Raw genomic sequence first — 24219 nt, forward strand, 5'->3', positions numbered from 1 at the left:
TGATCACCTCAAATTTTTATTTTTTTAGGTTAACTATGCCAGTAAAGCGTTTATCCGAAGAGTGCGCCGAGACCAGCGGCTGCATCCTCTTCTTCCTCTTCTTCTTCCTCTTCAGCTTCTTCTTCAACCTCTTCCTCTTTCTCTTCAGGGGCGGGTGCTGCTGCCCTTGAAGACAATTTATCCCTCAGTTCATCATCAACTGCTTCAGCGTTAACCTCTGCAGCTGCAGCGGCCAGTGCAAGCATCTGGGCATAGGCCTTTGCAAGCAACAGATCAGTTGTCTCTGAGGTGAGGATTGATGCATTGTATGCAAGGTTGAATGACTTCGAAGCAGCCTTCTGGATAATCGCAGGCATTGTTTCGCGTGTGTATATGACTGCGTTAACTGATAGGTTAAATGCCTGTGAAAATGCTTTCTGAATGTCAGATAAGGTTTTTTCCTCATCTATGGTCAGGATGTCTGCTGTGTAGACTGTCTGATTCTCATATGCTGCCCTGAGGTCTATTCCAACCTCAAGTGGCTGTATATCCAGCCTTGTTAATATTCCTGCCACCTTGGGGGGTATCTCCTCCCCGGCCTTCACCACAACATGGTCATTTGAAACCACGATCTTTCCCTTCTCGATCTTGGCGGGGATGCCTATCTGCTGAAGCTCCCCCAGGATTGGGCCCGGGGCAAAGCCGGTATCCCCCTTGGGGACAACTATATCTGCCGGAGCTATGGCGCCTGGCTTGGCAGGGGCAGGGGTTTTGCTGTCCTCAAGAATCTTGAAGAGTTTGAATGGGTTCATATCAGTGAATATGAGTGCAGGCTGGCCCTCCATATAATCAGAGAGGGAATCAACGTTTTCAAGTTCTTTGCCAGCTTTTTCCAGGGCAAGGCTGATCAGTGTCTTCTTTGACATTCTGATGAGTGCACTGTCACGGAGTGTCTGGCGCATCTTCTGTAGCTGTCTTGCAGGTATATCTGCAAGGTTAGCTATACCAACCACTTCATGACTTTTGATGAGGTCCTGGAGCTCCTGAACCTCCTTCTTCTTCCATTCAGCCACGTGAGCCATTTAAATCACCCTCACTACCGGGCCCATGGTCGTTTTAACGTACATGGACTTAAGCTGGTTTCTGCCCTTCTCAAGTTTGCGGTCAATTGTCTGCAGAACCGCCTCTATGTTCTCGGCAAGTTTCTCATCATCCATATCCTCTGTGCCAACCACGGTGTGAACCACAGGCTGGTCCTTGATTCTCACCTTGACAGTGTCCCTGAGTTTCTTGAGTATGGGCTCCGGGTTTATTGTTGCTGGCACCGGTTTTGGCATCTTCTTTCTGGGTCCAAGAACCGGTCCAAGGAACCGCCCCACCAGGGGCATCATGTCTGCCTGGGCCACGAAGAATTCATAGCTGTTGGCAAGTTTCTTTGCTTCCTTTCGGTTTTTGCCAAGTTCTTCAAGTTCATCCTTGGTTATCACAAGGTCGGCTCCAGCGTTCTTAGCCTGGAGAGCCAGTTCCCCATCGGCGATCACGGCGATTTTAACATCCTTACCGCGGCCGTTGGGTAGAGAAACTTCCTCGTCAAACCTGTTCTCTGGTTTGTTGACGTCAAGGTCCTTGATGTTAAGAATAACATCCATGGACTGTGTGAAGTTTCTCGGCCTTGAAAGTTCCTTGGCCTTCTTCACCGCTTCCATAATCTCCTGTTGCATTTCTGAATCCTCCATGAACTTCAAAAAATAAGTTCATATGATGGGGTTAGTTATGTGATTCTCAAGATTTATAAATTTTTATGATGTGAGGAGGTCATCATAGACTCCCTGATCAACTTCCCTCTGAACCTCCCTGGGGTCCTTGCCATTCACTGTTACACCCATGCTCACGCAGGTACCCATGATCTCCTTGACTGCCTGTTTGTAGTCGTTTGAGAGGAGGGCGTCGAACTTCATCCTTGCTATCTTCAGCACCTGCTCCATGGATATGTCTGCTATCTTGTCCATGCCCGGGTCCTGTGAACCCTTCTCGATCTTGAGTTCATCCATGATCAGGGCGGTTGTTGGTGGCGTACCAACCTCAACCTCAAAGTCCCTTGTGTCGGTATCAACTATGATCTTAACCGGGACCTTCATTCCCTCGAAATCCGCGGTCTTGCGGTTTATCTCCTCAACAACCTGCATCATGTTAATTCCAAGCGGACCAATCGCAGGACCCAGTGGTGGTCCTGGAGTGGCTTTTCCACCATCAATAAGAATTTCAACGGTTTCTTTAGCCATTAATCAGCCTCCTTTTGTATTATTCTAATCTGATCACCTTTAACTGTTACAGGAATTGGCACTGCAGCCTCTATGAGTTCAAGTACAACTTCCTCTCTGGATTCATCTATACGGATAACCTTTGCCCTTTCACCCTTGAATGGCCCTGAGATCAGCTCAACGATGCTACCCTTCTTAATGGATGATATTATGGGTTCAGGTTTGAGGAACCTCTTAACCTCCTCAAATTCTATCTTTGATTCACCCTCGGTTTTTCCCTCAACAACACCCCTTAAGTGGGGAACCCTTATGGCAGGGTTTCTCATGTCGATCTTTGAGGAGGACTCAACAAGGATGTAGCCCCTGAGGGACTCTGGAACAAGAATCGCGTTTATCTCAATACCACTATCCCTTACCTTCCTGGCCAGCATCCTTGCCACATTCTTCTCCTGACCCACCGAGGTCTTAAGGGCATAGATGGAATTTTTACTATCTTCCATTAAGAACACAACCTCATATATATAATTCACTGTGACTTTCCAGTAAGAGTTAATCAGCCACCCAGTAACTGGGCAATTATACTTATTATGAATCCTATTACACCTATTAATATTATACCGATACCTGTCACCTTTGACACGTTGAGGTATTCGTCCCTTGTGGGTTTCTTTGATACCTTCAATACCCTCTTTGACTGCTTGATAAAATTCAGAACAGAATCCCTGTATTTCATGATTTATCCCCGCTAGTTTATAATGATTAAAAACAAGGATGATAATCGGGATGAGTGATGGAGTAATCTATCCTTCAAGATTTATAAATGTTTTCATTGATGTGGGGGTGTGTGGAAGAAATATCAGAATACTCCATCTATAAATTCTTCCAGTACAGACTCATCCACAGAGTCCTTCTCCCGCTGTTTTTCCTCGAAGAACTCCTTCTCTGCAGAACCATGTGAGCCGTATATGTACGGCGACCTCACGCCCGCAACAACAATCGTTGTTCTTATAACATTCTGCAGTTCATCCTGAATCTGTGCACCCCATATTATGTTTGCATCAGGATCCAGTTCCTCGGCAACAACCTCAACTATCCTTTCGGCCTCCTGAAGTGTCAGGTCGGAGCTTCCAGAGATATTGATAAGTGCACCCTTTGCATTGGATATGTCCAGATCAAGTAGCGGGCTGTTAAGAGCCTCGTAAACTGATTCAAGGGCCCTGTCACCTGCCTCGGCTTCACCCATTCCAATCATCGCCATTCCTGAACCCTTCATTATGCTTCTCACATCAGCAAAGTCAAGGCTCACAAGGCCAGGCCTGGTTATGAGTTCCGTTATCCCCTTAACGGCCCTTCCAAGTATTTCATCAGCAACCATGAATGCCTTGTTGAGGGGAAGATTGGGTGCAACCTCGAGAAGCTTGTCATTGGGGATCACTATCACGGTATCGGCAGCACTCTGAAGTTTCTCCAGACCCTTCTCAGCATTCTCCCTTCTTTTAAGGCCCTCTGCACTGAAGGGCATGGTTGCAACTGCTATTGTGAGTGCACCGGCCTTTTTGGCCAGCTTGGATATCACAGGTGCCGATCCGGTTCCTGTGCCTCCCCCAAGGCCGCAGGTCACAAAGACCATGTCAGCCCCTTCAAGCTCCCTGCGGATATCATCCTCACTTTCCTCGGCACATTCCTCTCCAACTTCAGGGACTCCTCCCGCACCAAGACCTCCACATACATTCCTTCCTATGAGAAGTTTCCGGTTAGCAACCGTGTAGAAGAGGTCCTGGGCATCTGTGTTAATGGCTATTGTCTCAGCACCCTCAACTCCTATTTCACTGAGCCTTGTTACGGTGTTGTTACCCGCCCCGCCGGTCCCAACAACGTATATCTTTGCCCTGCTATTTTCGATTATTTCCCGAAGTTCCTGGTCGATTTCTGAGTTCATGGAGATGGAAGATGGCTTTTCCCTTTTCTCAGATTCCTTTATGGCATCGTTAATGAATTTCAATTACTACCCCCACATTTATCTATGAAATATGTTATTGTGATAAGACATATTTAAAAGCAACGGTTAAAGCGGCACCAATGACCCCATGGGTCCCGATCAAAATTAAAAATCAGTTTCTGTGACCTCTGAAAATACCGGTACAATGTTGGGGCAAAATGGAATTATGGTATGGCCACCAGGCCATGAAAATCATGAATTCCGGCAACCCACCCATACCATGCAGGTGCCGGACTATGGCCTTGGCACCGCAATGATCTCATGGATTCTCAGGTCAAATACGCTGTTCATATGCGCCGGTGTGAGAACCAGGGCCGTGTCAGCCCCCCATGCCGTGCCGCCTATGGCTATGACCTCCCTGTCAACAGGGATGAGACCGGCGTCAGCTGCCATTATCGATATCTCAACACATACCTTGAAGCCCTGTGAAACCATCCTGAGGGTTTCAGCCATCACCTCAACAGGTGTGACTCCACCGAACTTATTTGATATCCCCCTTCCAACACCGCTGAGTGCATGTGAACCTGCATATACACTGACACCCCTTTCAATCAGTTTCTCCCTCATGTCGGGTTCAAGTTCAAGTTTACCCTTCTCCCTGAAACCTGCATGGTGTGTTACAGAAACAATGTTTCCCTCAACCATCTCAGATAACCTGAGTGCTGTTTCACCGGATACCGAGGCTACCACAAAGTCCCTGATCCCAAGCTTATCTGCCCTTTCCTTAACAAGTTCAAGGACCCTTTCAGTGTTCTCCTTACCTGGCCTTTCAAAGTAACATATACTTTTCATCACATGTACCACCACCTATTAATATATAATAAGATCCCAAAATAGTGATGGGATTCAGATTGATTCCCATGAAACCTATTATAAGACCCACTATAAGAAAAATTATTTATAAAGGTAGTAAACATATGAATTTAAATTAATATGCCGTTGGTGTTTATTCTGACTCAATCCAGAAGGTGATAAAATGAACGCCTTTGACTTTCTCACACCTCCAAGGCGTGGGAAACCCAGAAAAAATGGAATAACCATGGTTCTCGATAAGGGAATGGGCATTAAAACAGCCCGTGACCTCATGGAGATTTCATCAGATTACGTTGATTTCATAAAGTTTGGATGGGGAACCCTCCCCCTCCACAGACGTGACGCTGTCATGGAAAAAATAGAGATGTACCGTTCATTCGACGTGGAGGCCTATCCCGGGGGCACCCTATTTGAGATCGCCTACCTCAACGATAAAATTCAGGAGTACTTTGACGAGGCAAGAAGCCTTGGTTTTGAAACACTGGAAATATCAAATGGAACCGTTGAGATTGAAACCGATGAAAAATGTGAACTTATAGAGAAAGCGGTCAACGAGGGGTTCCAGATCATATCAGAGGTTGGTAAAAAGGACCCGATAAGGGACAGGCTTCTCAGCCCGGAGGATCGGGTTGAACTTGTCAGGGCCGACCTCAAAGCTGGAGCCTGCATGGTGCTCATGGAGGCCCGGGAGAGCGGCCATAATATAGGTATATACGATGAGAATGGAAACGTAAAGGAGGAGGAATTCAACCACCTCCTCAATGAACTCCCACAGGATAGGATAATATGGGAGGCCCCCCAGAAAAACCAGCAGGTTTACTTCATACTGAAAATAGGACCAGACGTTAACCTTGGAAACATACCCCCCGAAGAGATAACAGCCCTTGAAACCATAAGAAGAGGCTTGAGGGGAGATACTCTCGGAAAGGTGAATCTTTAATGATAGAGAAAATCACAGTAATCGGCGGTTATGACAAATACGGAGAGAAGGAACCGGTTGAGAAGGTTGAAATAAGAAAAGGTGAAATTTTCGGTGTGGTCGGCCCAACAGGAAGCGGTAAAAGCTCACTTATAGGTGACATTGAACAGCTGGCCCAGAAGGACACCTTCTCCAAGAGAAAAATCCTGGTGAACGACGAAGAGCCAAGTTACGAGGACCGTACAAACCCCCAAAAGAAGATGGTAGCCCAGCTCTCCCAGAACATGAACTTCCTTGCGGACATGACAGTGGGAGAGTTTCTCAGCCTTCACGCCAAGTGCAGGGGTGCCAGTGAAAAGTGTGTGGATCGTGTGATCCAACTTGCAAACACCCTCACCGGTGAACCCATCAAAAAGGAGCACGACCTCACAATACTGAGCGGAGGGCAGTCAAGAGCCCTCATGGTTGCGGATGTGGCCATAATAAGTGACTCTCCCATAGTGCTCATAGATGAAATTGAAAACGCCGGTATAAGGAAACACGATGCGCTCAAGGTGCTGGCAGGACACGGTAAAATCGTTCTGGTTGTAACCCACGACCCCGTGCTTGCACTCATGACCGACAAGAGGATAGTGATGAAGCATGGTGGCATGCAGAAGATAGTTACAACAACACCCCAGGAGAAGAAGATATCCCGTGAACTCAACAAGATAGATGAACTCATGCTCAGCCTCCGTGAGAAGGTGAGGAGGGGAGAGCTGGTTGAGAGCATAGACCTCACAGAGATAATAAAAGAAAGCTGAAAGCTGCACCAGTTACAGAAGGGAAAGGATATGAGAATGGTAATAGTTGCTGGAACACCAGGATCCGGAAAAACAGCAGTCCTCATGCACACACTGAAGAGCCTCAAGGCGAGGGGATTCAATTCATCGGTGGTTAAAATAGACTGCCTATACACCGATGACGACAAGAAGTTTGAGAAGATAGGTGCGCCCACCCTTGTGGGCCTCTCAATGGATATGTGCCCGGACCACTACGCCATCTACAACATAGATGACATGATAAAATGGGCCGAGAAGAATGAATCAGACTTCCTCATCATTGAAACAGCAGGGTTGTGTCACAGGTGCGCACCCTACACAAAGAACTGCCTGGGTGTCTGCGTTATAGACGCTACAAGCGGCCCCAACACCCCCCTGAAGGTTGGGCCCTTCCTTTCAACCGCAGACATTGCTGTTGTTACCAAGGGGGATATGATATCCCAGGCAGAGAGGGAAATATTCAGGGAGCGTATACTTGAGGTTAACCCATCGGCAAAGATAATAGAGGCAAATGGTCTCAGCGGACAGGGATGCATGGAACTTGCAGAGGAAATGATAGAGAGCAGAGAGGTTTCCCTTGAAAACGAGGAACTCCGTCACTCAGCACCCCTTGCAGTCTGCACCCTCTGTGTGGGTGAGACAAGGGTCAATAAGAAGCACCACAGGGGAATACTCAGAAGAATAGACGGCTTCCAGACCTATGAGGGAGAATGAAAAGAGGGTCTTTCAGATGCCAGGAGACAGATCACTCAGAGAAAGGGTTACAGAACTTCTTCCCGGATACAACTGCGGTATCTGCGGCTATGCAAGGTGCGACGAATATGCCTCCGCACTCCTCAAGGGGCGGACAGAGATCGACAGATGCCACTTCATGTACCAGGAGCTTTTTACAGAAAACCTTCAGAAGCTCCAGGAGATCCTCAAGGAGGAGGACCTTCTACCGGAGGAGAAGAAGGTTGTGGGTGTCCTTGACGGTTACGAGGCAGATTTCATACTGAAGCCCCTACCCGATGAGGGTTCATGCAGGGAGGTACTCTTTCCATTTTCAAGGGCTGAACTCAAAAAGGGAGATATAATCCGTTACAGGCCCCTGGGGTGCCCCATAACCCACTTTGCAGAAATACTGGACGAAAACAACGGACTCATAACTGTCCACATCGTTGGGCCATGTCACCGCCTTGGCAGAGAGGACTTCGAGTTCAGGGACATCGGGGTCTGCCTGGTGGGGGGCTTCGAGGGCATGATCGATGGAGAACTCCCCAACATCGGTGACACCGTGAGATTCCTCCCGGCCCACTGCATGATGCAGAAGGTCCACTCAGGGGTCGTGGTACAGCTTGAAGGCAGGAGGGCCATCATAGAGGGCATAGACCTCAAGGTCTGGGCCCCGCCTGTGAGGGCCAGATGAACCTGCCCATCAATTTCTGAATGGTTAACTGACAGGAGCATGCCTTTGAGGACAGAACATGCCCAGAGATGGATACACCACGCTACCTGTGAGGACAGACTACATAAAGCCTGGTGAGGGTTTATCGAAAATTGTGGAGATGGCGGGTGAACTGGTCATCGATGGGGACTTCCTTGTGGTCTCTGAAACCCCAATCTCGGTTGCCCAGGGAAACCTTGTTGATGAATCAGAATTTGAAGCCTCCAGGACCGCCATCATTCTTGCAGACCTCTGGTCAAAGTACATCTGGGGCCATATACTCGGGCCCATTTTTGGAATAAAGGAAAGAACCCTGAGAAACCTCAGAAAGCTCCCACCTGAGGCAAGAAACCATAAGGAGGTTGTGCTCAGGTATTACGGCCTGAAACATGCCCTCAAACCGGCCTCAGAGGCCGGAATTGATTTGAGCAACGTCCCCGGCACATATGTTTCACTTCTTCCTGAAAACCCTGTGGGTGCTGCAAAATCCATTGCAGAGGCGATTCTGAGTAAATTCGGTGTCGATGTCACCGTGGTTGTTATTGACACCGACGCGACCTACCGAATCCTTGGGAAGTATTTCACATCACTTCCCACAGCTGCACCGGGTATAATCTCAGATACCGGGTTTCTGGGTTACATTGCAGGTAGGTTTTCCAGGAAAAGATGGCCAACCCCCCTTGCATCATCAAGGCACACTGCCACTGAGGTGCTCCTTGAGGTGGCATCCGTCGCCGAGGAGTACCATGAAAGACACAGCAGCAGAAAAACCGTGTATGATATGGCCAGTGAACTTAAAAGTGAACCCGAAACAGTTACAGTTGAAATGCTGTCCTCACTGGAACATGTGCCGGCGGTTATTGTTAGACTCCCGCTGAAGTGAGGGGCTCATGATTTTATAAAATTTTAAATAAGATTAGGCACATAAATTGGAGTGCACTCAAAAAATTTGATTGATTCAGCATACCCTGTATGCAGTTATTTCTCAAAGCTGGAGGATTTCAATTGATTGATGATCAGATGCTACAAGAGTTGATCCATGAGATTATCACTGAGGAGGAAGAGGAGGAGGCAGTGCCAGTTCTGGAGTGCCTCATGAAGGGTAAGGTAACAGATGAGGAGATTTCAGAAAAAACCCAGCTTAAACTAAACATAGTCCGGAGGATACTCTACAAACTCTATGATGCAGGGGTGGCAAGCTACAAGAGAAGCAAGGACCCTGAAACACAGTGGTACACCTACACATGGAAATTTGAACCAGAAAAGGTTACAGAGATGATAAAGAGGAAGCACGGAGAAATAGTTAAAAAACTCAGGGAAGCCCTGGACTTTGAGGAGAACAACATGTTCTTTGTATGTGTAAACGGCCATTACCGCTTCACCTTCGATGAGGCTGCTGAAGAGAACTTCACATGCCCTGAATGCGGCTCTGAAATGGAATTCATGGACAACTCTGAAATAATACAGCAGCTGAAGGATGAGTTGAGCCTCTACGAAAACAACGGTTTTGATACTGCCCACACCCATACTCTGAATTCCTAGAACTCACGAATTTTGATTAAAAGGGTGTTGTCTTGAGCATCCATCTACTTAAAAGTGCTGGATGTCCCGAATGGGTGGTGGACCACTCACTGGCCGTCAGAAAAAAGGCCCTTGAACTGGCAGAAAACCTCCCTGTTAACAGAGAACTTGTTGAAGAGGGTGCCCTTCTTCATGATATAGGCCGCTGCAGGACCAGTGGAGTTGATCATGCAGTTGAGGGGGCCCGTATCCTCCGGGAACTCAGTTACCCTGTGGAGGTTATCAGGATAGTTGAGAGGCATGTTGGTGCAGGGATACCTGATGACGAGGCTGATGCCCTGGGACTTCCGCCTGGAAACTACATGCCAGAGACCCTTGAAGAGAAGATTGTGGCCCACGCAGATAACCTCATAAATGGTTCAGATGAGGTTGATATTGATTTTGTGATTAAAAAATGGTCTGATCGTCTTGGAAAGAATCATCCATCAATAGATCGCCTCAGAAAACTTCATGAAGAACTCATGGAGATGTCAAGATAGTAGGGGCCTAGAGCAGCGGGCCGCACATCCCCATCCACACGTGTTTGCCAGACCATCAATATTAATTACAGAAAGACGTTATAACTTATTAAGAGCCAACTGCAGCAGGGGTTGTTATGAAGGAACAGAACAGGGAATGTTTATGCCCGGATTGCCCGAGTTATCCCGGTCACGGGGATGATGAGATGCTCTTCTGTGCCACCGGGAGCAGCAGATACGAGGTTAATGAAAGAGGATGTCTCTGCGCATCATGCCCTGTTTATCAGAAATATGGCCTCAGGGAACTCTATTTCTGTAACATGGAATCACTGAATGGCATCCGTATGAGGAGGGAAGGTCGCTCCGAAAGTCACAGGGACTACCTGAACATAATCCATATCAAGGAGGCTGCAGGAACAGGTGAAGCGCCCCTGGAGTCAATGGGATCTCAAAAGAGGCTGCCGCTTGGACTTGATGACATACACTTTGTACCGGCACAGGTGTCAGCCATACCACTAAACGCAGAGGATCCTGTGAAAACAGGTGTTACCATAGGGGAGATGGCAGACAAACCCCTGAAACTGAGCTCCCCCATAATGATAAGCGGTATGAGCTATGGTGCAGTCTCAAAAAATACAAGGATGGCCATTGCATCCGCTGCAGCAAAACTGGGGATAGGCTTCAATTCAGGTGAGGGGGGCGTCCTTGAATATGAAATGGAGAAGGCTGGAGATTACCTCATAGTCCAGTATTCAACAGGTAGATTCGGAGTCACAGAGGATATACTTCAGAGGGCCGCCGCCATAGAGATAAGATTCGGTCAGGGGGCATACCCCGGTAAAGGAAGTTATCTGCCCCCTGAAAAAATCACAGATGATGTGGCAAGGGTTCGTGGGCTTAAAGAGGGTGAGGGCTCATATTCTCCCGCACATCACCCTGACATCAGAAACCAGGAGGAACTCAGAGAGAAGGTATCATACCTAAGGGAACTCTCTGGAGGTTCTCCTGTTGGTGCCAAAATCGGATGTGGAAACGTTGAGGACGATGTGAAAGCCCTCCTTGATGCTGGTGTCGACTTCATAGCTCTCGATGGATTTGGAGGGGGTACAGGGGCTGTTAACCCGCATATAAGGGACAGCACAGGCATACCACTCATTGCTGCCATACCCAGGGCCGCCAAGGTTATGGTCAACGAGGGCCTTGAGGGTAGAGTATCCCTGATTGCAGGGGGAGGCCTCAGGACAGGGGCTGATATGGCCAAATGCCTTGCCCTGGGTGCAGATGCAGTTTACATAGGTACCGCGGCCCTTATTGCCATGAACTGCCAGCAGCACAGGCTATGCCACACAGGCATGTGTCCAACTGGTATAACCACCCATGACCCTGCCCTTGTGAAGCACCTGGACACCAAGAAGGCTGCTGAACGGCTTGAAAACTATATAATGGTTTCAACAGCCGAAATAGCTGATTTTGCAAGGATAACCGGAAAGGATGATATTAAAAAACTGAATCACGAGGACCTTGTAGCCCTTAAAAAGGATGTGGCAGAACTCACAGGTCTCAGATGGTTGAATGGTCTATAACCCACAGTAAGGAGTCATGATAAAATCATAACTGATAGGATGAAGGTTATATGTTCAATTGAAGAATCACTCCACCGCCCCGAGGCTGTGAGGTGGCGGGATAGGATGAAACTGATGAAGCCCCTCGGGGAGGTTGTGGTGGTGCTCCCATGCAGCATGAAGAAGCCCTACTCGACCTCAAGGTCCCACAGGAAATTCATGAGGGTCACCAGGGGATTCCAGGAACTCATACTCACATCACCCTTCGGCATATGCCCCCGGGAGATGGAGAATACACATCCAATATCATCATATGATGTTTCAACCACTGGGGAATGGTCCCATGAGGAGAAAAAACTTTCAGGAGAACTCCTAAGAGATTACGTGGGTGACCTTGATGTTATAGCCCATGTCGATGGGGGGTACCTTGAGGTCTGCGAGGAGTACCTTGACTCCTTCACCCCCACAGCCACCAACTCAAGACCCACCTCTCCAGAGGCCATTCATAGGCTTGGAAGGGAACTTGAAGGCTATGAAAAGATAGGGGCACGGAAAAGGATGCTCCATATGCTGCGCTCGGTGGCAGTATACCAGTTCGGAGAGGGTGCAGATGTTATCATCCCCGATGACTGCAGGGTGAGGGGGAGATACCACAGAAGGATCCTCACAAAGGATGGTTCAGAGATAGGCACCCTTATGATGGACCGGGGGCTCATCTCACCATCCTTTGAGGGTGCGGCATCCATTTACAGTCTAGGAGTGAAATGGGTTGAGATAGATTTCAGGCTGGAGAGCAACACCCTATTTGCACCTGGCGTAGTGGACGCCGACAGGGAAATAATACCCAACGATGAGGTTGTAATAGTCCGTGAGGGGGATGTTGTGGGTGTTGGAAGGGCTGTTTTATGTGGCGAGGAGATGGTAAAGGCAGAGCGTGGTGTTGCTGTTAGGTTAAGGCGCAGAAAAAGTTTAAAATAACCCTTATTTCATTATATGATGGCTTAAAATTCTTTTTCAGGGCGGCTGATAATGGACATGTTTAAATAGGGTTAACTTAAAAATAGAGAATCACAACAGTGATTATCAAAATACCAGCTGAGGTAATAATAATGTCAGAAGAACTCTTGGAAAAGGTTAAGGAAGCTCTCAAAAAGGTTGCAGACCCACACATGGGTATAAGCATAGTGGAGATGGGTCTTGTTGAAAACATCGAAATCGAGGAGAAGGGTGAAACCATTGCAAAGATAACGATCCGGCCCACAAACCCCGGATGCATGAGCGCCGCCAGGATGGCAATGGACGCAAGAACTGTTGCCGAAGAGGTTGAGGGCATCGACCGGGCCGAGATCACAGTGGAAGGCCATATGATGGCAGATGCCATAAGTGAAATGGTAAATAAATGATATCAGTCTCATGCCGGGTTTTCCAAAAACCATTGCCATTGTGGGCGTGCCAGGTGTAGGAAAGACCACCATATGCAGGATTCTCTCTGAAAACCTGGATCATGTCTTCATCAATTATGGGGAACTGATGCTTGAAGTTGCAGGGGAGAGAGGCCTTGCAGGTACACTGGAGGAACTTTTCAGCCTCCCCATGGATCAGCAGCACAATATCTGGCGTGAAGCCGCCCACAGAGTATCTGAAATGAAGGGGGTGCTCCTGGATCTCCACGGACTTGACAGGTCACCCATCGGTTACCTTGTTTCACTTCCGGTGGAGTTCATAACCCCTGATCTCATCATAATCCTCGAAGCGGATCCCCAGGATATAATTAAAAGGAGGATTGCTGACTCCAAAAGGAGAATGCATGATAATCCCTCAACCCTGAGGGAGCACATGGAGTTACTACGAACAGCAATGTTCGTATGCGCAGCCCTCATGGGATCCATTGTCAGTGTGGTTGAAAACAGGACCCCTGAAAGGACCGCATCTGAAATCACTGAGATCATCAAAGCAGCAGAGGACCTCGGGATTTTACGGGGTTGATGCTGAAAAAACTGCTGGATTCCCGGACAGAAAAGCATATATATGATGAATTCCAAAAGTTGGAATCACCCCACTGATTCTTAAATGCTTCATGGGCCCGTGGCTCAGGTGGTTAGAGCGCACGGCTGATAACCGTGAGGCCCTGGGTTCGAATCCCAGCGGGCCCATTCACTTTTACAGGTTCTGAGTGAAGGATGCGAAATCTTCCATTAAACGGAGTGCAGCTCCAGATTCAACTGTTTCTCTTGCAGCTTCTGTTCCACCTTCAAGTGTATCCTCCATTTCAGCAAGGTATATCAGTGCACCTGCATTTGCAAGGGCGATATCCAGGCGCGATTTCCTCCCAGGAGTATCATCAAGTCCAGCGAGGACATCCATGAACATTCTGAGGTTTCCATCAACAGTTGATGCCGCCTTCAGGTGCTGTAGCTGCCCAACATCAACACCGAAATCCGGTGGCATGAGCCTCTTAATCCCTATCTCATCATCCTCAAGGAAACCCACAAGTGTTGGGCCCACCGTGGATATCTCATCCATCGCAGGGTTCATGTTACCATCAAAGCCATGGACAACCATAGCCCTTTTAACACCAAGGTTTCTGAGGACCTCTGCAACTGGACCAACAAGGTAGGGATCAAATACCCCCAGGAGCTGTACCTCTGCTGATGCAGGGGATGTTAGGGGCCCCAGTATGTTGAATACCGTCTTAAAGCCAAGTTCCCTCCTTACGGGTGCCACCCTGGCGGTTGCCCTGTGAAAGAGTGGTGCAAACATGAAGGCTATTCCCAGAGTTTCAAGAGACCTGCATGCAGCTTCAGGTCCCAGCTCTATGTTGACACCCGCGGCCTCAAGTATATCTGCACCGCCGCATGAACCTGTAACCGCCCTGTTGCCGTGTTTTGCAACCTTAACACCGGCTGCGGCGGCTATTATTGCTGCTGCGGTGCTCACATTGTATGATTTGAACCTGTCACCCCCTGTTCCACATGCATCAACGACCCTCATGGATTCAGGGATTTTAACCTTCACTGCCCTCTCCCTCATTGCCCTTGCAAACCCTGTGATCTCATCCACGGTCTCCCCCTTCATTGCAAGGGCTGTGAGTAATGCGGCGATCTGCACATCCCCCATTTCACCATCCATTATCATCTCCATTAAATCGTGGGCCTCATCCTCACTGAGGTTCCTGAAGTCCATTATATCATTCATTATCCCCTCAAACCTCATCTGGACCCCCCTGCAGCGGTCTTCATTTTTCTGACCATTTCGTATATCTCCTGAAGCATCCTTTCCCTGTCATCAAGATTTTTGGATATCAGGTCTATGATTGCACTTCCAACTATAACACCATCGGCACCTGCGTCAGCAAGCATTCTCACATGTTCTGGCTGTGAAACACCAAAGCCGACCATCACAGGAAGGCTTCCTGCCCCCTTAACCCTCTCTATGAGTTCAAGTGTGCTCTCCTCAACCCTGGACCTTGCACCGGTGACACCCATAACCGATACAAGGTAGTGGAACCCTGATGAAACCTCTGAGATCATTTTGAGGCGCTGATTGTCTGTTGTGGGTGCAACTATGAATATCTGATCAATTCCATATCTTTCAGCCGCCCTGAGGGCATCGCCGGCCTCCTCCGGGGGAAGGTCCGCGGCAAGGATACCTGTAACACCAGCCTCGGCGGCCCTCCTGTAGAATTCATCAGCACCCATGCGGTATATCAGGTTGTAGTATACAAGAAGACCCACCGGTACTGAGGTGAATTCCCTTATCCTCTCTATCAGCCTGAAACAGTCATCGGTGGTCATCCCGGAATTTAAAGCCCTCAGATCAGCCTCCTGTACACTTGTGCCGTCTGCTATGGGGTCAGAGAATGGGAAACCTATTTCAAGGGCATCTGCACCGGCATCCACAAGTGTTCTTATGATTTCAACTGAGGTCTCCATGTCAGGATCCCCTGCAACCACAAATGGAACAAAGGCGCATCCCTCAACCCTGCTGAACATTTCAGCGTAATTCACACAGCCACCCCCCGAACAGCCCCAAACATATCGTTCTGAGTTACTCTGGCGTAATTCATACATCCACCCCCAGAAGGCCTGCTGCAAGGAACATGTCCTTGTCTCCCCTTCCTGAAAGGTTAACTATAACAGTCTTTCCCCTGTTTTCAGGTTTTGAGGCGTATTTTTCAAGGCATGCTATGGCATGGGCACTTTCAAGCGCCGGCATTATACCCTCACATCTTGATAGGAGTTTGAAGCCCCTGAGGGCCTCGGCGTCGGTTATGGGCTCATACATTGCCCTTCCGGTCTCCATGAGGTATGCGTGCTCCGGGCCAACCCCGGGATAGTCAAGGCCCGCCGAAACCGAATGGGCCTCATTTATCTGTCCATCGTCATCCTGGAGTACATATGAAAGTGAACCGTGCAGTACACCCTCTGAACCAGCCGATAGGGTTGCCCCATGGTTTCCTGACTCTATACCTTCACCCCCTCCCTCTGCACCTATCAGTTCAACATCATCGTCCAGGAAGGCTGAGAATATACCTATGGCGTTGCTACCGCCACCAACACAGGCTATTATGGTGTCAGGAAGTTCACCCTCAATTTCAAGTATCTGTTCTCTGGCCTCCCTTCCTATGACGCTCTGGAAGTGCTTCACCATGGTGGGGTATGGGTGGGGCCCCATGGTGGATCCTATCAGATAGTGGGTGTCCTCCACGCTGCTTATCCAGTCCCTCATGGCCTGGTTTATGGCGTCCTTAAGTGTCCTTGAACCTGAATCAACAGGTATGACCCTTGCACCTGAAATTTCCATCCTGAAGACGTTTAGTTTCTGTCTCTCAACATCCTCGGTTCCCATGTAGACATCAACATCCATCCCAAAGAGGGCGCCTGCTGCTGCAGTTGCTATTCCATGCTGCCCTGCCCCTGTCTCTGCTATCAGCCTCCTCTTACCCATATACCCTGCAAGGAGTGCCTGGCCTATTGTATTGTTTATTTTATGGGCCCCTGTATGCAGCATATCCTCCCTCTTGAGGTAGACCCTGCATCCAAGTTTCTCTGAGAGGTTCCTGGCGTGGTACAAACCTGTTGGTCTTCCTGCGTATTCCCTCAGGTAGTGTTCCAGGTCCTCATTGAACCTCCTATCCTTACTGTAGTGGAGGAATGCCGCCTCAAGCTCCTCAAGTGCAGGTATGAGGAGTTCTGGCACGAATATTCCCCCATATTTACCGAATTTACCATCCATTATCATGATAAACACCTATATTTCTTCAATTGCCCCTTTTCTGGTGGGGAGTCCCTCAATGTAATTCATGAGTTCAGCCATCATCTCATGGTCCTTTACACCCGGCCCAGTCTCAATCCCTGAGTTGAAGTCCAGGCAGTCGAATTTCGATACATATTCCCTGTTTTTCCTGACAAATTCCAGTGTAAGGCCCCCTGCAAGTGTAACCCTCAGGGAGGGATCCATTCCCCTTATAAGGGCCAGTAACTCAAGGGCATCTGAGGGGGGTATTATCTTCCCTGTGCCCCCTGTTCTTCCGCCTGAAGCCGAGTCAAGGATCAGACCTGATATTCCCTGAAATTCATGCCCGCAGATGTGGGAAGAAAGAGGGGGGACGGCGAGGGTCAGCTCCAGACTGTATCCCTCCGCATGGAGGGACTCATGGATTTTTCCCGCTGTTTCAGGACTTGCAGAGTGAAGCTGTATCCTTTCTATACCTGTTTTATCTATGGCCTCCATTATCTTCGCGGTTTCTGATGTCTCAATGACAAGAACCGCCTTTTCATCTGGTATGATGGATGATAGTTCCGCCACATCCCCCAGTTCAAGGTGCCTTGGTGACCTGCGTGCATGTATGAATCCCAGTAAATCGGCCCCAAGTGAATCCGCGAGGACAACGTCCTCCTCCCTTGTGAGCCCACAGATCTTGATCTTCATCTGACTCATCCCTGTCCCCAGAGATTGCTCATGCGAACTGTTCAAAGAATTCATCCCCTGAGTACCTCTTTCTGCCAGGTCTGCAGGATTTAACGGCTGCTATTATCTCATCAAGGAGTTCCCGTGGATCACTGGACAGCATGAGGGAGGTTCCTATGAGCAGTGCGTCTGCCCCGCAGCCTGCAAGGATCTCAGCATCCTCAGGCCCCATAACACCGCTTTCGGATACCAGGAGCAGCTCATCGGGTACCAGGGGGGCCAGGGCCCTTGTGCGCTCAAGATCAACCTCGAGTGTTTCCAGGTTCCTGTTGTTAACTCCTATGATCTCTGCCCCGGCCTCTATGGCCCTGTATATGTCGATTGCACTGTGACACTCCACCAGGGGCTCCATTGAGAGTTCCCTGCAGGTTTCAATTCCTGATTCAAGGTCAGGGCAAACCCCGGTTATGAGGAGAACCGATGATGCCCCTGATGCCCTTGCCTGGTATATTTGGTACTCGTCCACCACGAAGTCCTTCATGAGGAGGGGTATCTCATATTCTGAAGCCTCCCTGAGGAACTCGATGGAACCCTGAAAGTATCTGTTCTCTGTGATAACAGAAACAGCGTCTGCGCCCTCCCTGTACACCTCCATCATCTCATGGAGGCCTCTCCCATAGGTTCTTCCTGAGGAGGGGGATGCCCTTTTATATTCACATATGAGTGATACCCTGTTTCCTGTGAGGGCATCAGTGAAACTCAATGGTTCGTCCAGGGATGTTAATTCATCCCTGAGCTCCTCAAGGGGCTTTTTTCTGGATAAATTTTTGATCTCAAGTTTTCTTGACCTTATTATCTCCTGGAGTATGGACATCTGATCACATCCTGAGGAAATTTTCAAGTATGTCCCTCCCATGGGGGGTTCCCGCTGATTCCGGGTGGAACTGTAACCCGTAGACTGGATACTTCCGGTGTCTTATGGCCATTATGGTGCCGTCAGGTGCAGATGCAGATACCAGGATGTCCTCAGGCACCCCACTGCATTCACATCTCAGTGAATGGTACCTTGTGGCCCTGAAGGGATTTGGAACTCCCCTGAAGAGTTCTGATCCGTCATGGAAGACCTCGCTGATCTTTCCATGAACAGGTTCCCCGTAACCAACAACACCACCAAAGTAATGGAATATCCCCTGGTGCCCGAGGCAGACCCCCAGTATGGGTCTATCAGTGAATTCACCTATCACATCACCACATATGCCGAAATCTTCCCTCTTAATGGGGTTGCCTGGACCCGGGGAGATTATTATCCTCTCAGGGTCAAGGGCCCTAACATCATCAATGCCCACCTCATCGTTTCTCACAACGAGGATATCTGCAGAATCCATTTCCATCAGGATCTCCCCTGCCATCTGGTAGAGGTTGTGGGTGAATGAGTCATAGTTATCGATTATCAGGATCAACTTCTTCACCTTCCATCTCCATTGTAGGGCAGAGCACCCATCCCAGATTCACCTGCCATCTCCATTGACTTTAGAAGGGCCCTCGCCTTATTCTGGCACTCCAGATATTCCATCTCCGGGATGGAGTCATGCACTATCCCTGCTCCTGCCTGGATTCTCCCTGTTTTTCCATTGCATACCATTGACCTTATGGTTATTGCGAAGTCCGCGTTTCCATTGAGTGAGAGGTAGCCGAGTGCGCCTGCATAGGCATTTCTTGGAACACCTTCAAGGGACTCTATTATCTCCATTGCCCTTATCTTTGGTGCTCCGCTCACGGTGCCTGCAGGAAAAACAGCCCCCAGTGCATCAACTGCATCCATCCCATCCCTCAGTTTACCTGTTACATGGGAGAGTATGTGCTGCACATGGGAGAACCTCTTTATGGTCATGTATTCAGGCACCTCCACCGATCCGAACTCCGAGACCCGTCCTATATCGTTCCTGGCCAGGTCAACCAGCATGAGGTGCTCTGCAAGTTCCTTCTCATCAGATAAAAGATCAGAGGCTATCGCCCTGTCCTCCTCTTCTGTCCTTCCTCGAGGACGTGTTCCTGCAATGGGGAAGGTTTCAATCCTTCTATCCTCAACCCTGACAAGCATCTCGGGGCTTGAGCCGGTTATCTCCCTTTCACCCAGTTTAAGGTGGTACATGTATGGTGAGGGGTTGATCCTCCTGAGGGATTCATAGAATGCGAGCCTGTCTCCCCTCAGCCTGTAATCTGTGGCATTGGAAAGCACTGCCTGAAATATTTCACCCTCCCTTATCCTCTCCTTGGCCTCAAGGACCATGTCCATGTACCTCCTCTTTGAGAGGAGTGTTCTTTCCCTCCTGTATCCCAGGGTCCCTGTGGGGACCTCATCCCCAAGGAGGGGGGATATATCAGGTAGTCTGTTGCCGTGACGGCTGATGTAGCTGCATTCCCCTGTCAGGTGGTTGAACATGATACCATCAAGGAAGAGTCCAAATTCAAAATCAGGGAAATCACCTTCACTGAGCCTGATGGTGTCAAAGAATCTTGCGGCCTGATAGGATATGTAACCCACGAGTCCCCCGCAGAATCCTCCGGAGTTTTTTTCCATCTTCAGGAATCCCCTGAGGTCCTCGAATGGGTTTTTAGAATCAAACTCCTCCCTGGAATCACCATCATCAATCTCAATGGCCCCTTCACGGGCCCTTATTATCATCTCAGGTTCAAATCCAATGAAGGAGTACCTTGCAAGTCCAGTGTCACTTTCCATGGACTCCAGAAGGAATGAAGACTCATATTCAGAATAGATACTTTTGAATACTTCAAAGGGTTCTCTGAATTCCAGTTTTTCTTTTCTGGGTTTTTCCAGGTTTATAATGCCAAAAACATTCACTCCCATGCATTCCTATCACCTTAATTAATCCACAAAGTACTTATACATGAAAGTACTATTTAAATCTTGCCTGTATAATAATGTACATTGATGTGGTGTGGTTATGTGGAATCAGATAAAACACAGATTCGAAAGATACCCGTCGAGAATGGATGTTGCAAGGAAGATCATAGAGCTGGGACTCAGAATAGACCCTGATGGAAAGGTCTACTGTGATGACGTTGAAATAAATGATGTTGCCCTTGCAAGGGCCATAGGTGTTGACAGAAGAACAGTCAGGGCAACAGCAGAAACCATCCTGGAGGACGAAAAACTCAGGGGAATATTCCAGAACCTCAGACCGGCAGGGGCACTCCTGAGGGACGCTGCAGCCGAACTTGACTTTGGTGTGGTGGAGATAGAGGCAGAGGCCCGTAACCCCGGGATACTTGCCGCTGCTGCAGAGCTGATATCCAGTAGTGGTATAACAATAAGGCAGGCCCATGCAGGGGACCCTGAACTGGATGAAAATCCGAAACTTACCATAATAACAGAAAAACCAATCCCCGGCAGTCTACTCAGGGAATTCCTGAAAATAGATGGTGTTAAAAGGGTGTCAATATACTAAGGACTTCAGTAACCAAAACAGCAAAAAATATACCAGAACCTTTAAAATTAAATGGAATCCTGGAACTTTAAATCTCCAGGTTATCCTCCTCTTCAAGGGCCTTCAGGAGTTCATCCCAGGCCTCCAGGGACTCCCTGGCCGCCTCATCAGACATGACCTCAATGGCGTAGCCTGAGTGAACAAGCACATACTTGCCCTCCTCAACGTCATCCACAAGATCAAGTTTCACCTGTTGCCTCACACCACCAAAGTCCACGGTGGCAACATTAGCCTCACTGTCAATTTCAATAATCTGAGCAGGTGCTGCAATACACATTCAATAACCCTCTCCAAATTAATAGGATCAAAGTCAAAAAATTACACTGTCAGTAATTAGATAAAGATTTGTGACATATAAAGATTTGTGGGAAATAACCATTCAGAATTAATACAGGTGCGTCCTATGAAGTGTGTTGTGATAGGGGGAGGTCCCGCAGGAAGGGCCGCAGCCATGGAACTTGCAGCCCTTGAAAACGACGTTACAATCCTTGAAAGGAAATTCATTGGGGGAACATGCCTTAATGAGGGATGTATGGTTGTGTGTGGTCTGAACGACGTTGCAAGATTCCTGGATGAAGCCCACAAGCTCAGGGATCTAGGTGTCGTTGACCTTGAATACTCTGCAGACTACAGGAGAATAGCGGCTGGTGTTAGGAAAACACTCAGCAGGATAAGGCATGTTACAGAAAGGGAGACACTTGATGCTGGTGTTGAGATAATATACGCCGACGCAGAGGTCTCAGAGGATAGAGTAATCGCAGGGGATGATGAACTCCCCTATGACAGGCTCATAATAGCAACAGGGGCCAGGCCCAGCATCCCCCCCATTGAGGGTGCTGAAAAAGCCATAACCTACAGGAACGTGCTGGATCTTGAGAGAATCCCGGAAAAACTCGTGATAATAGGCGGGGGTGTAATTGCAGCTGAATTTGCAGGTATATTCTCCTCCCTTGGATCAGATGTGACCGTGGTATCAAGAAGCGAGTTCCTTGGCAAACTTGACCCCCTCATCAGGGATTACGTTATGAGTAAACTTCTGAAAGACGTCAGAATCCTTGAGAATACATCCACAACCACAATAGATGAGGATGGTGCCGAAACATCGGCCGGGCGCATTGAGGGCCTCACCCTCCTTGCAACAGGTCAGAGGCCAAACTCAGAGTTCCTAGATGGGTTCGTTGAACTCAGAGAAAACGGTGCAGTTAAGGTTAATGAGCGCATGGAAACCTCAAGAGAACACGTCTACGCGGCAGGTGACGTTACAGGTGGTCACGGGACAACGCCCGTTGCAAGGATGGAAGGTGTGGTGGCCGGGCTCAATGCAGCGGGTGTTGAAAGGCGAATTGACTACCGGTACCTTCCCTACGCAATATCACTGGGATACGATGTTGGCTTCATTGAAACTGGGGATCCAGAGGGTAGGGAGGCTGTTATACCGGGCCTTGCAGGTCCTGGTTCATTCTGGAGTGTTCTTGAGGGGAAAACAGGGTTAAACAAGGTTAGAATCCAGGATGATGGCACTGCAACTGCAGTGTACTCTGTTGCACCGGGTGCCAGGTTGATAATGCCCTACCTTTCACTGCTCATGCGAATGGGTGTTTCAATGTATGAATTTGAGGACTTCGTGGAGACACACCCATCAACGGATGGTGTATACAAGCTCATGAGGTTCCTCTCAAGGTACTAACTTAACCATCCTCAGATGAGATCCCCAAACACACCTCAAACTCAAGACACTGACTTAACCGCCTCCTCAGATGAGATCCCCAAACACACCTCAAACTCAAGACACTGACTTAACCGCCTCCTCAGATGAGATCCCCAAACACACCTCAAACTCAAGGCACTGACTTAACCGCCTCCTCAGATGAGATCCCCAAACACACCTCAAAGTCAAGACACTGACTTAACCGCCTCCTCCTCTATAATTTCAGCTATCCTGTCTGCAGCCCCTATTACATCACCACTGTAGGCCTCAGCGGCCCTCCCCATATCATCTGAAGCCTCAAGTGCCCTTAAAATAGCCCCCTCAATACCATCAAGGTCGGTCTCCAGCACGGCACCTCTGAAGACAGCACCCATGTTATGGTACCTTCCATACTTGACACCCCTCAGTGCCACCACAGGCACCCTCATTGCAATGGCCTCATGGACCATCACCCCATCATCAGAGAGCACCGCAAGGTCGGCGAGGCTGTAGAGGTCACTGACCCAGTCTATGTAGCCTAGGTTGATTATCCCATCACGGTCCAGCATCCGCCCGTATTCCTCCCTGAGGGGGTGACCCACAACCGTAATGTTTGCACTGACATCTGATTCTGCCATTTTAACCGCGGCCTCAGCCATCATCCTGAAGAGGGATGAACCTGAGGAGAAAACAATGGTTGGTTTCTCAGGGTCAAATTCAGGGGGCATCCTTTGAATGGCCCTTTCAGGATCCCCCAGTGTTATATCCGGGCTGATGGGTGAATATACACTCTCAACTCCCTCAACGTCCTTTCCAAATAGGTTGGACTCTGGAAGCGCCACGTTCCTGTTAAGGCGGGTGCAGACCCGTGCATCGGTTGGGGTTATGAGAACACCCACAGCAGGCACTCCGGTAATTTTTGCGGCAAGGCAGCCCACCACCGCACCCCCTCCTATCACACCAACAACCACATCCGGTTTGATCTTCCTTATCAGTCTTCCTGTCTCGTAAACCGCCCTCAGCGTCCTGAAAGCAGCCTTCAGTAGTTTCAGCCTGCTTGCTGCGTGGCCCCCGGCCTGGGGTATCCTGACCCTGTGCCAGTCGATACCCCTCTTCTTAAGGAGTATCCCGGGGGCGCTGTGATCAAGTGCAAATTCGCATTCAAATCCTCTCTTCTCAAGTGCACTGGCTATGTTTAGTGCTGTTATTGCGTCTCCACCCATTCCCCGACCTGTTACAGTGAAAAGTGCCTTCATATGATCACCATGATTTCAGTGAAAAACCCATGAAATGT

General features: G+C 48.9%; 29 protein-coding genes and 1 tRNA gene. 14 read left to right on the forward strand and 16 right to left on the reverse strand.

The genetic code is table 11. The annotated features are described in order from the left end of the window. Window positions 1-50 precede the first annotated feature (50 nt). The 7 genes from FVF72_RS03260 to FVF72_RS03290 form a co-directional block, all read right to left on the reverse strand. A complete protein-coding gene (locus FVF72_RS03260) occupies window positions 51-1061 on the reverse strand; it encodes a 50S ribosomal protein L10 (protein ID WP_013295095.1) in 1011 nt (336 codons plus the stop codon). After that, window positions 1062-1700, reverse strand: coding sequence for a 50S ribosomal protein L1 (locus tag FVF72_RS03265; RefSeq protein ID WP_013295094.1), 639 nt, complete (start codon window positions 1698-1700; stop codon window positions 1062-1064). A 78-nt stretch (window positions 1701-1778) separates the two neighbouring features. Further along, window positions 1779-2261: a 50S ribosomal protein L11 gene (locus FVF72_RS03270; RefSeq protein ID WP_013295093.1), complete on the reverse strand. Its 483-nt coding sequence runs from the start codon at window positions 2259-2261 to the stop codon at window positions 1779-1781. Continuing rightward, window positions 2261-2740, reverse strand: a complete 480-nt coding sequence (locus FVF72_RS03275) for a transcription elongation factor Spt5 (protein ID WP_013295092.1) — start codon at window positions 2738-2740, stop codon at window positions 2261-2263. The genes FVF72_RS03270 and FVF72_RS03275 overlap by 1 nt, the downstream gene beginning before the upstream one ends. Before the next feature lie 53 nt (window positions 2741-2793). Further along, window positions 2794-2973 (reverse strand): protein translocase SEC61 complex subunit gamma, encoded by a 180-nt coding sequence (locus FVF72_RS03280; RefSeq protein ID WP_013295091.1) that lies wholly within the window; start codon window positions 2971-2973, stop codon window positions 2794-2796. A gap of 123 nt (window positions 2974-3096) precedes the next feature. Continuing rightward, a complete protein-coding gene (ftsZ, locus tag FVF72_RS03285) occupies window positions 3097-4242 on the reverse strand; it encodes a cell division protein FtsZ (protein ID WP_013295090.1) in 1146 nt (381 codons plus the stop codon). Between the two features lie 231 nt (window positions 4243-4473). Beyond that, the gene (locus FVF72_RS03290; protein WP_147671199.1) at window positions 4474-5034 is read right to left on the reverse strand and encodes a pyruvate kinase alpha/beta domain-containing protein; all 561 of its coding nucleotides are present in this window, start codon (window positions 5032-5034) and stop codon (window positions 4474-4476) included. Window positions 5035-5215: 181 nt separating this feature from the next. Between FVF72_RS03290 and comA the strand changes: the two genes are divergently transcribed. The 12 genes from comA (at window position 5216) to FVF72_RS03350 (ending at window position 13972) form a co-directional block, all read left to right on the forward strand. Beyond that, window positions 5216-5992, forward strand: a complete 777-nt coding sequence (gene comA / locus FVF72_RS03295; RefSeq protein WP_147671200.1) for a phosphosulfolactate synthase — start codon at window positions 5216-5218, stop codon at window positions 5990-5992. Continuing rightward, on the forward strand, window positions 5992-6774 hold the full coding sequence (locus FVF72_RS03300; protein WP_147671201.1) for an ATP-binding cassette domain-containing protein: 783 nt from the start codon (window positions 5992-5994) through the stop codon (window positions 6772-6774). The genes comA and FVF72_RS03300 overlap by 1 nt, the downstream gene beginning before the upstream one ends. Window positions 6775-6804: 30 nt before the next feature. Continuing rightward, a complete protein-coding gene (locus FVF72_RS03305; protein ID WP_013295086.1) occupies window positions 6805-7506 on the forward strand; it encodes a GTP-binding protein in 702 nt (233 codons plus the stop codon). 16 nt (window positions 7507-7522) lie between these two features. After that, a complete protein-coding gene (locus FVF72_RS03310; protein WP_187239660.1) occupies window positions 7523-8200 on the forward strand; it encodes a (Fe-S)-binding protein in 678 nt (225 codons plus the stop codon). Between the two features lie 58 nt (window positions 8201-8258). Then, complete coding sequence (locus FVF72_RS03315; RefSeq protein WP_147671203.1) at window positions 8259-9101, forward strand: coenzyme F420-0:L-glutamate ligase; 843 nt, start codon at window positions 8259-8261, stop codon at window positions 9099-9101. Between the two features lie 122 nt (window positions 9102-9223). Beyond that, window positions 9224-9760, forward strand: coding sequence for a transcription factor E (gene tfe / locus FVF72_RS03320; RefSeq protein ID WP_147671204.1), 537 nt, complete (start codon window positions 9224-9226; stop codon window positions 9758-9760). Window positions 9761-9792: 32 nt separating this feature from the next. Next, window positions 9793-10278, forward strand: a complete 486-nt coding sequence (locus tag FVF72_RS03325) for a TIGR00295 family protein (RefSeq protein ID WP_147671205.1) — start codon at window positions 9793-9795, stop codon at window positions 10276-10278. 116 nt (window positions 10279-10394) lie between these two features. Next, window positions 10395-11840: a glutamate synthase-related protein gene (locus tag FVF72_RS03330; protein WP_147671206.1), complete on the forward strand. Its 1446-nt coding sequence runs from the start codon at window positions 10395-10397 to the stop codon at window positions 11838-11840. Window positions 11841-11879: 39 nt separating this feature from the next. Continuing rightward, on the forward strand, window positions 11880-12797 hold the full coding sequence (locus FVF72_RS03335; RefSeq protein ID WP_147671207.1) for a DUF5591 domain-containing protein: 918 nt from the start codon (window positions 11880-11882) through the stop codon (window positions 12795-12797). 131 nt (window positions 12798-12928) lie between these two features. Further along, a complete protein-coding gene (locus FVF72_RS03340; protein WP_013295078.1) occupies window positions 12929-13222 on the forward strand; it encodes a metal-sulfur cluster assembly factor in 294 nt (97 codons plus the stop codon). Window positions 13223-13232: 10 nt separating this feature from the next. Continuing rightward, window positions 13233-13805, forward strand: a complete 573-nt coding sequence (locus FVF72_RS03345; protein WP_147671208.1) for an adenylate kinase — start codon at window positions 13233-13235, stop codon at window positions 13803-13805. A 93-nt stretch (window positions 13806-13898) separates the two neighbouring features. Next, window positions 13899-13972 (forward strand) — tRNA-Ile (locus FVF72_RS03350). Between the two features lie 7 nt (window positions 13973-13979). Here the strand turns inward: FVF72_RS03350 and trpD are convergent. The 7 genes from trpD to trpE are packed head-to-tail and all read right to left on the reverse strand — an operon-like array spanning window position 13980 to window position 20598. Then, window positions 13980-15032: an anthranilate phosphoribosyltransferase gene (gene trpD, locus FVF72_RS03355; protein ID WP_013295076.1), complete on the reverse strand. Its 1053-nt coding sequence runs from the start codon at window positions 15030-15032 to the stop codon at window positions 13980-13982. Continuing rightward, the gene (gene trpA, locus FVF72_RS03360; protein WP_013295075.1) at window positions 15029-15826 is read right to left on the reverse strand and encodes a tryptophan synthase subunit alpha; all 798 of its coding nucleotides are present in this window, start codon (window positions 15824-15826) and stop codon (window positions 15029-15031) included. Before trpA ends, trpD begins: the two co-directional genes overlap by 4 nt. 55 nt (window positions 15827-15881) lie before the next feature. Next, window positions 15882-17060: a tryptophan synthase subunit beta gene (gene trpB / locus FVF72_RS03365; protein ID WP_147671209.1), complete on the reverse strand. Its 1179-nt coding sequence runs from the start codon at window positions 17058-17060 to the stop codon at window positions 15882-15884. Window positions 17061-17069: 9 nt separating this feature from the next. Continuing rightward, window positions 17070-17750 (reverse strand): phosphoribosylanthranilate isomerase, encoded by a 681-nt coding sequence (locus FVF72_RS03370; RefSeq protein ID WP_255503790.1) that lies wholly within the window; start codon window positions 17748-17750, stop codon window positions 17070-17072. Between the two features lie 28 nt (window positions 17751-17778). Continuing rightward, a complete protein-coding gene (locus FVF72_RS03375; RefSeq protein ID WP_147671211.1) occupies window positions 17779-18603 on the reverse strand; it encodes an indole-3-glycerol-phosphate synthase in 825 nt (274 codons plus the stop codon). 4 nt (window positions 18604-18607) lie between these two features. Continuing rightward, window positions 18608-19189 carry an aminodeoxychorismate/anthranilate synthase component II gene (locus FVF72_RS03380; protein WP_147671979.1) on the reverse strand — a complete coding sequence of 194 codons (582 nt, stop codon included), beginning with the start codon at window positions 19187-19189 and terminating at the stop codon, window positions 18608-18610. Between the two features lie 5 nt (window positions 19190-19194). Continuing rightward, on the reverse strand, window positions 19195-20598 hold the full coding sequence (trpE, locus tag FVF72_RS03385; protein ID WP_147671212.1) for an anthranilate synthase component I: 1404 nt from the start codon (window positions 20596-20598) through the stop codon (window positions 19195-19197). Between the two features lie 97 nt (window positions 20599-20695). Here trpE and FVF72_RS03390 point away from each other — a divergent pair, with 97 nt between their 5' ends. After that, on the forward strand, window positions 20696-21199 hold the full coding sequence (locus tag FVF72_RS03390; RefSeq protein ID WP_147671213.1) for an amino acid-binding protein: 504 nt from the start codon (window positions 20696-20698) through the stop codon (window positions 21197-21199). 67 nt (window positions 21200-21266) lie between these two features. Here the strand turns inward: FVF72_RS03390 and FVF72_RS03395 are convergent, their stop codons facing one another. After that, window positions 21267-21515 (reverse strand): HypC/HybG/HupF family hydrogenase formation chaperone, encoded by a 249-nt coding sequence (locus tag FVF72_RS03395; protein WP_147671214.1) that lies wholly within the window; start codon window positions 21513-21515, stop codon window positions 21267-21269. A 126-nt stretch (window positions 21516-21641) separates the two neighbouring features. Between FVF72_RS03395 and FVF72_RS03400 the strand changes: the two genes are divergently transcribed. Next, window positions 21642-22925, forward strand: a complete 1284-nt coding sequence (locus tag FVF72_RS03400; RefSeq protein WP_147671215.1) for an NAD(P)/FAD-dependent oxidoreductase — start codon at window positions 21642-21644, stop codon at window positions 22923-22925. 206 nt (window positions 22926-23131) lie between these two features. Here the strand turns inward: FVF72_RS03400 and FVF72_RS03405 are convergent, their stop codons facing one another. Further along, window positions 23132-24181, reverse strand: coding sequence for a glycosyltransferase (locus tag FVF72_RS03405; protein ID WP_147671216.1), 1050 nt, complete (start codon window positions 24179-24181; stop codon window positions 23132-23134). Window positions 24182-24219: the final 38 nt, after the last annotated feature.

The sequence above is a fragment of the Methanothermobacter sp. KEPCO-1 genome (genome assembly GCF_008033705.1).
GTDB lineage: Archaea > Methanobacteriota > Methanobacteria > Methanobacteriales > Methanothermobacteraceae > Methanothermobacter > Methanothermobacter marburgensis.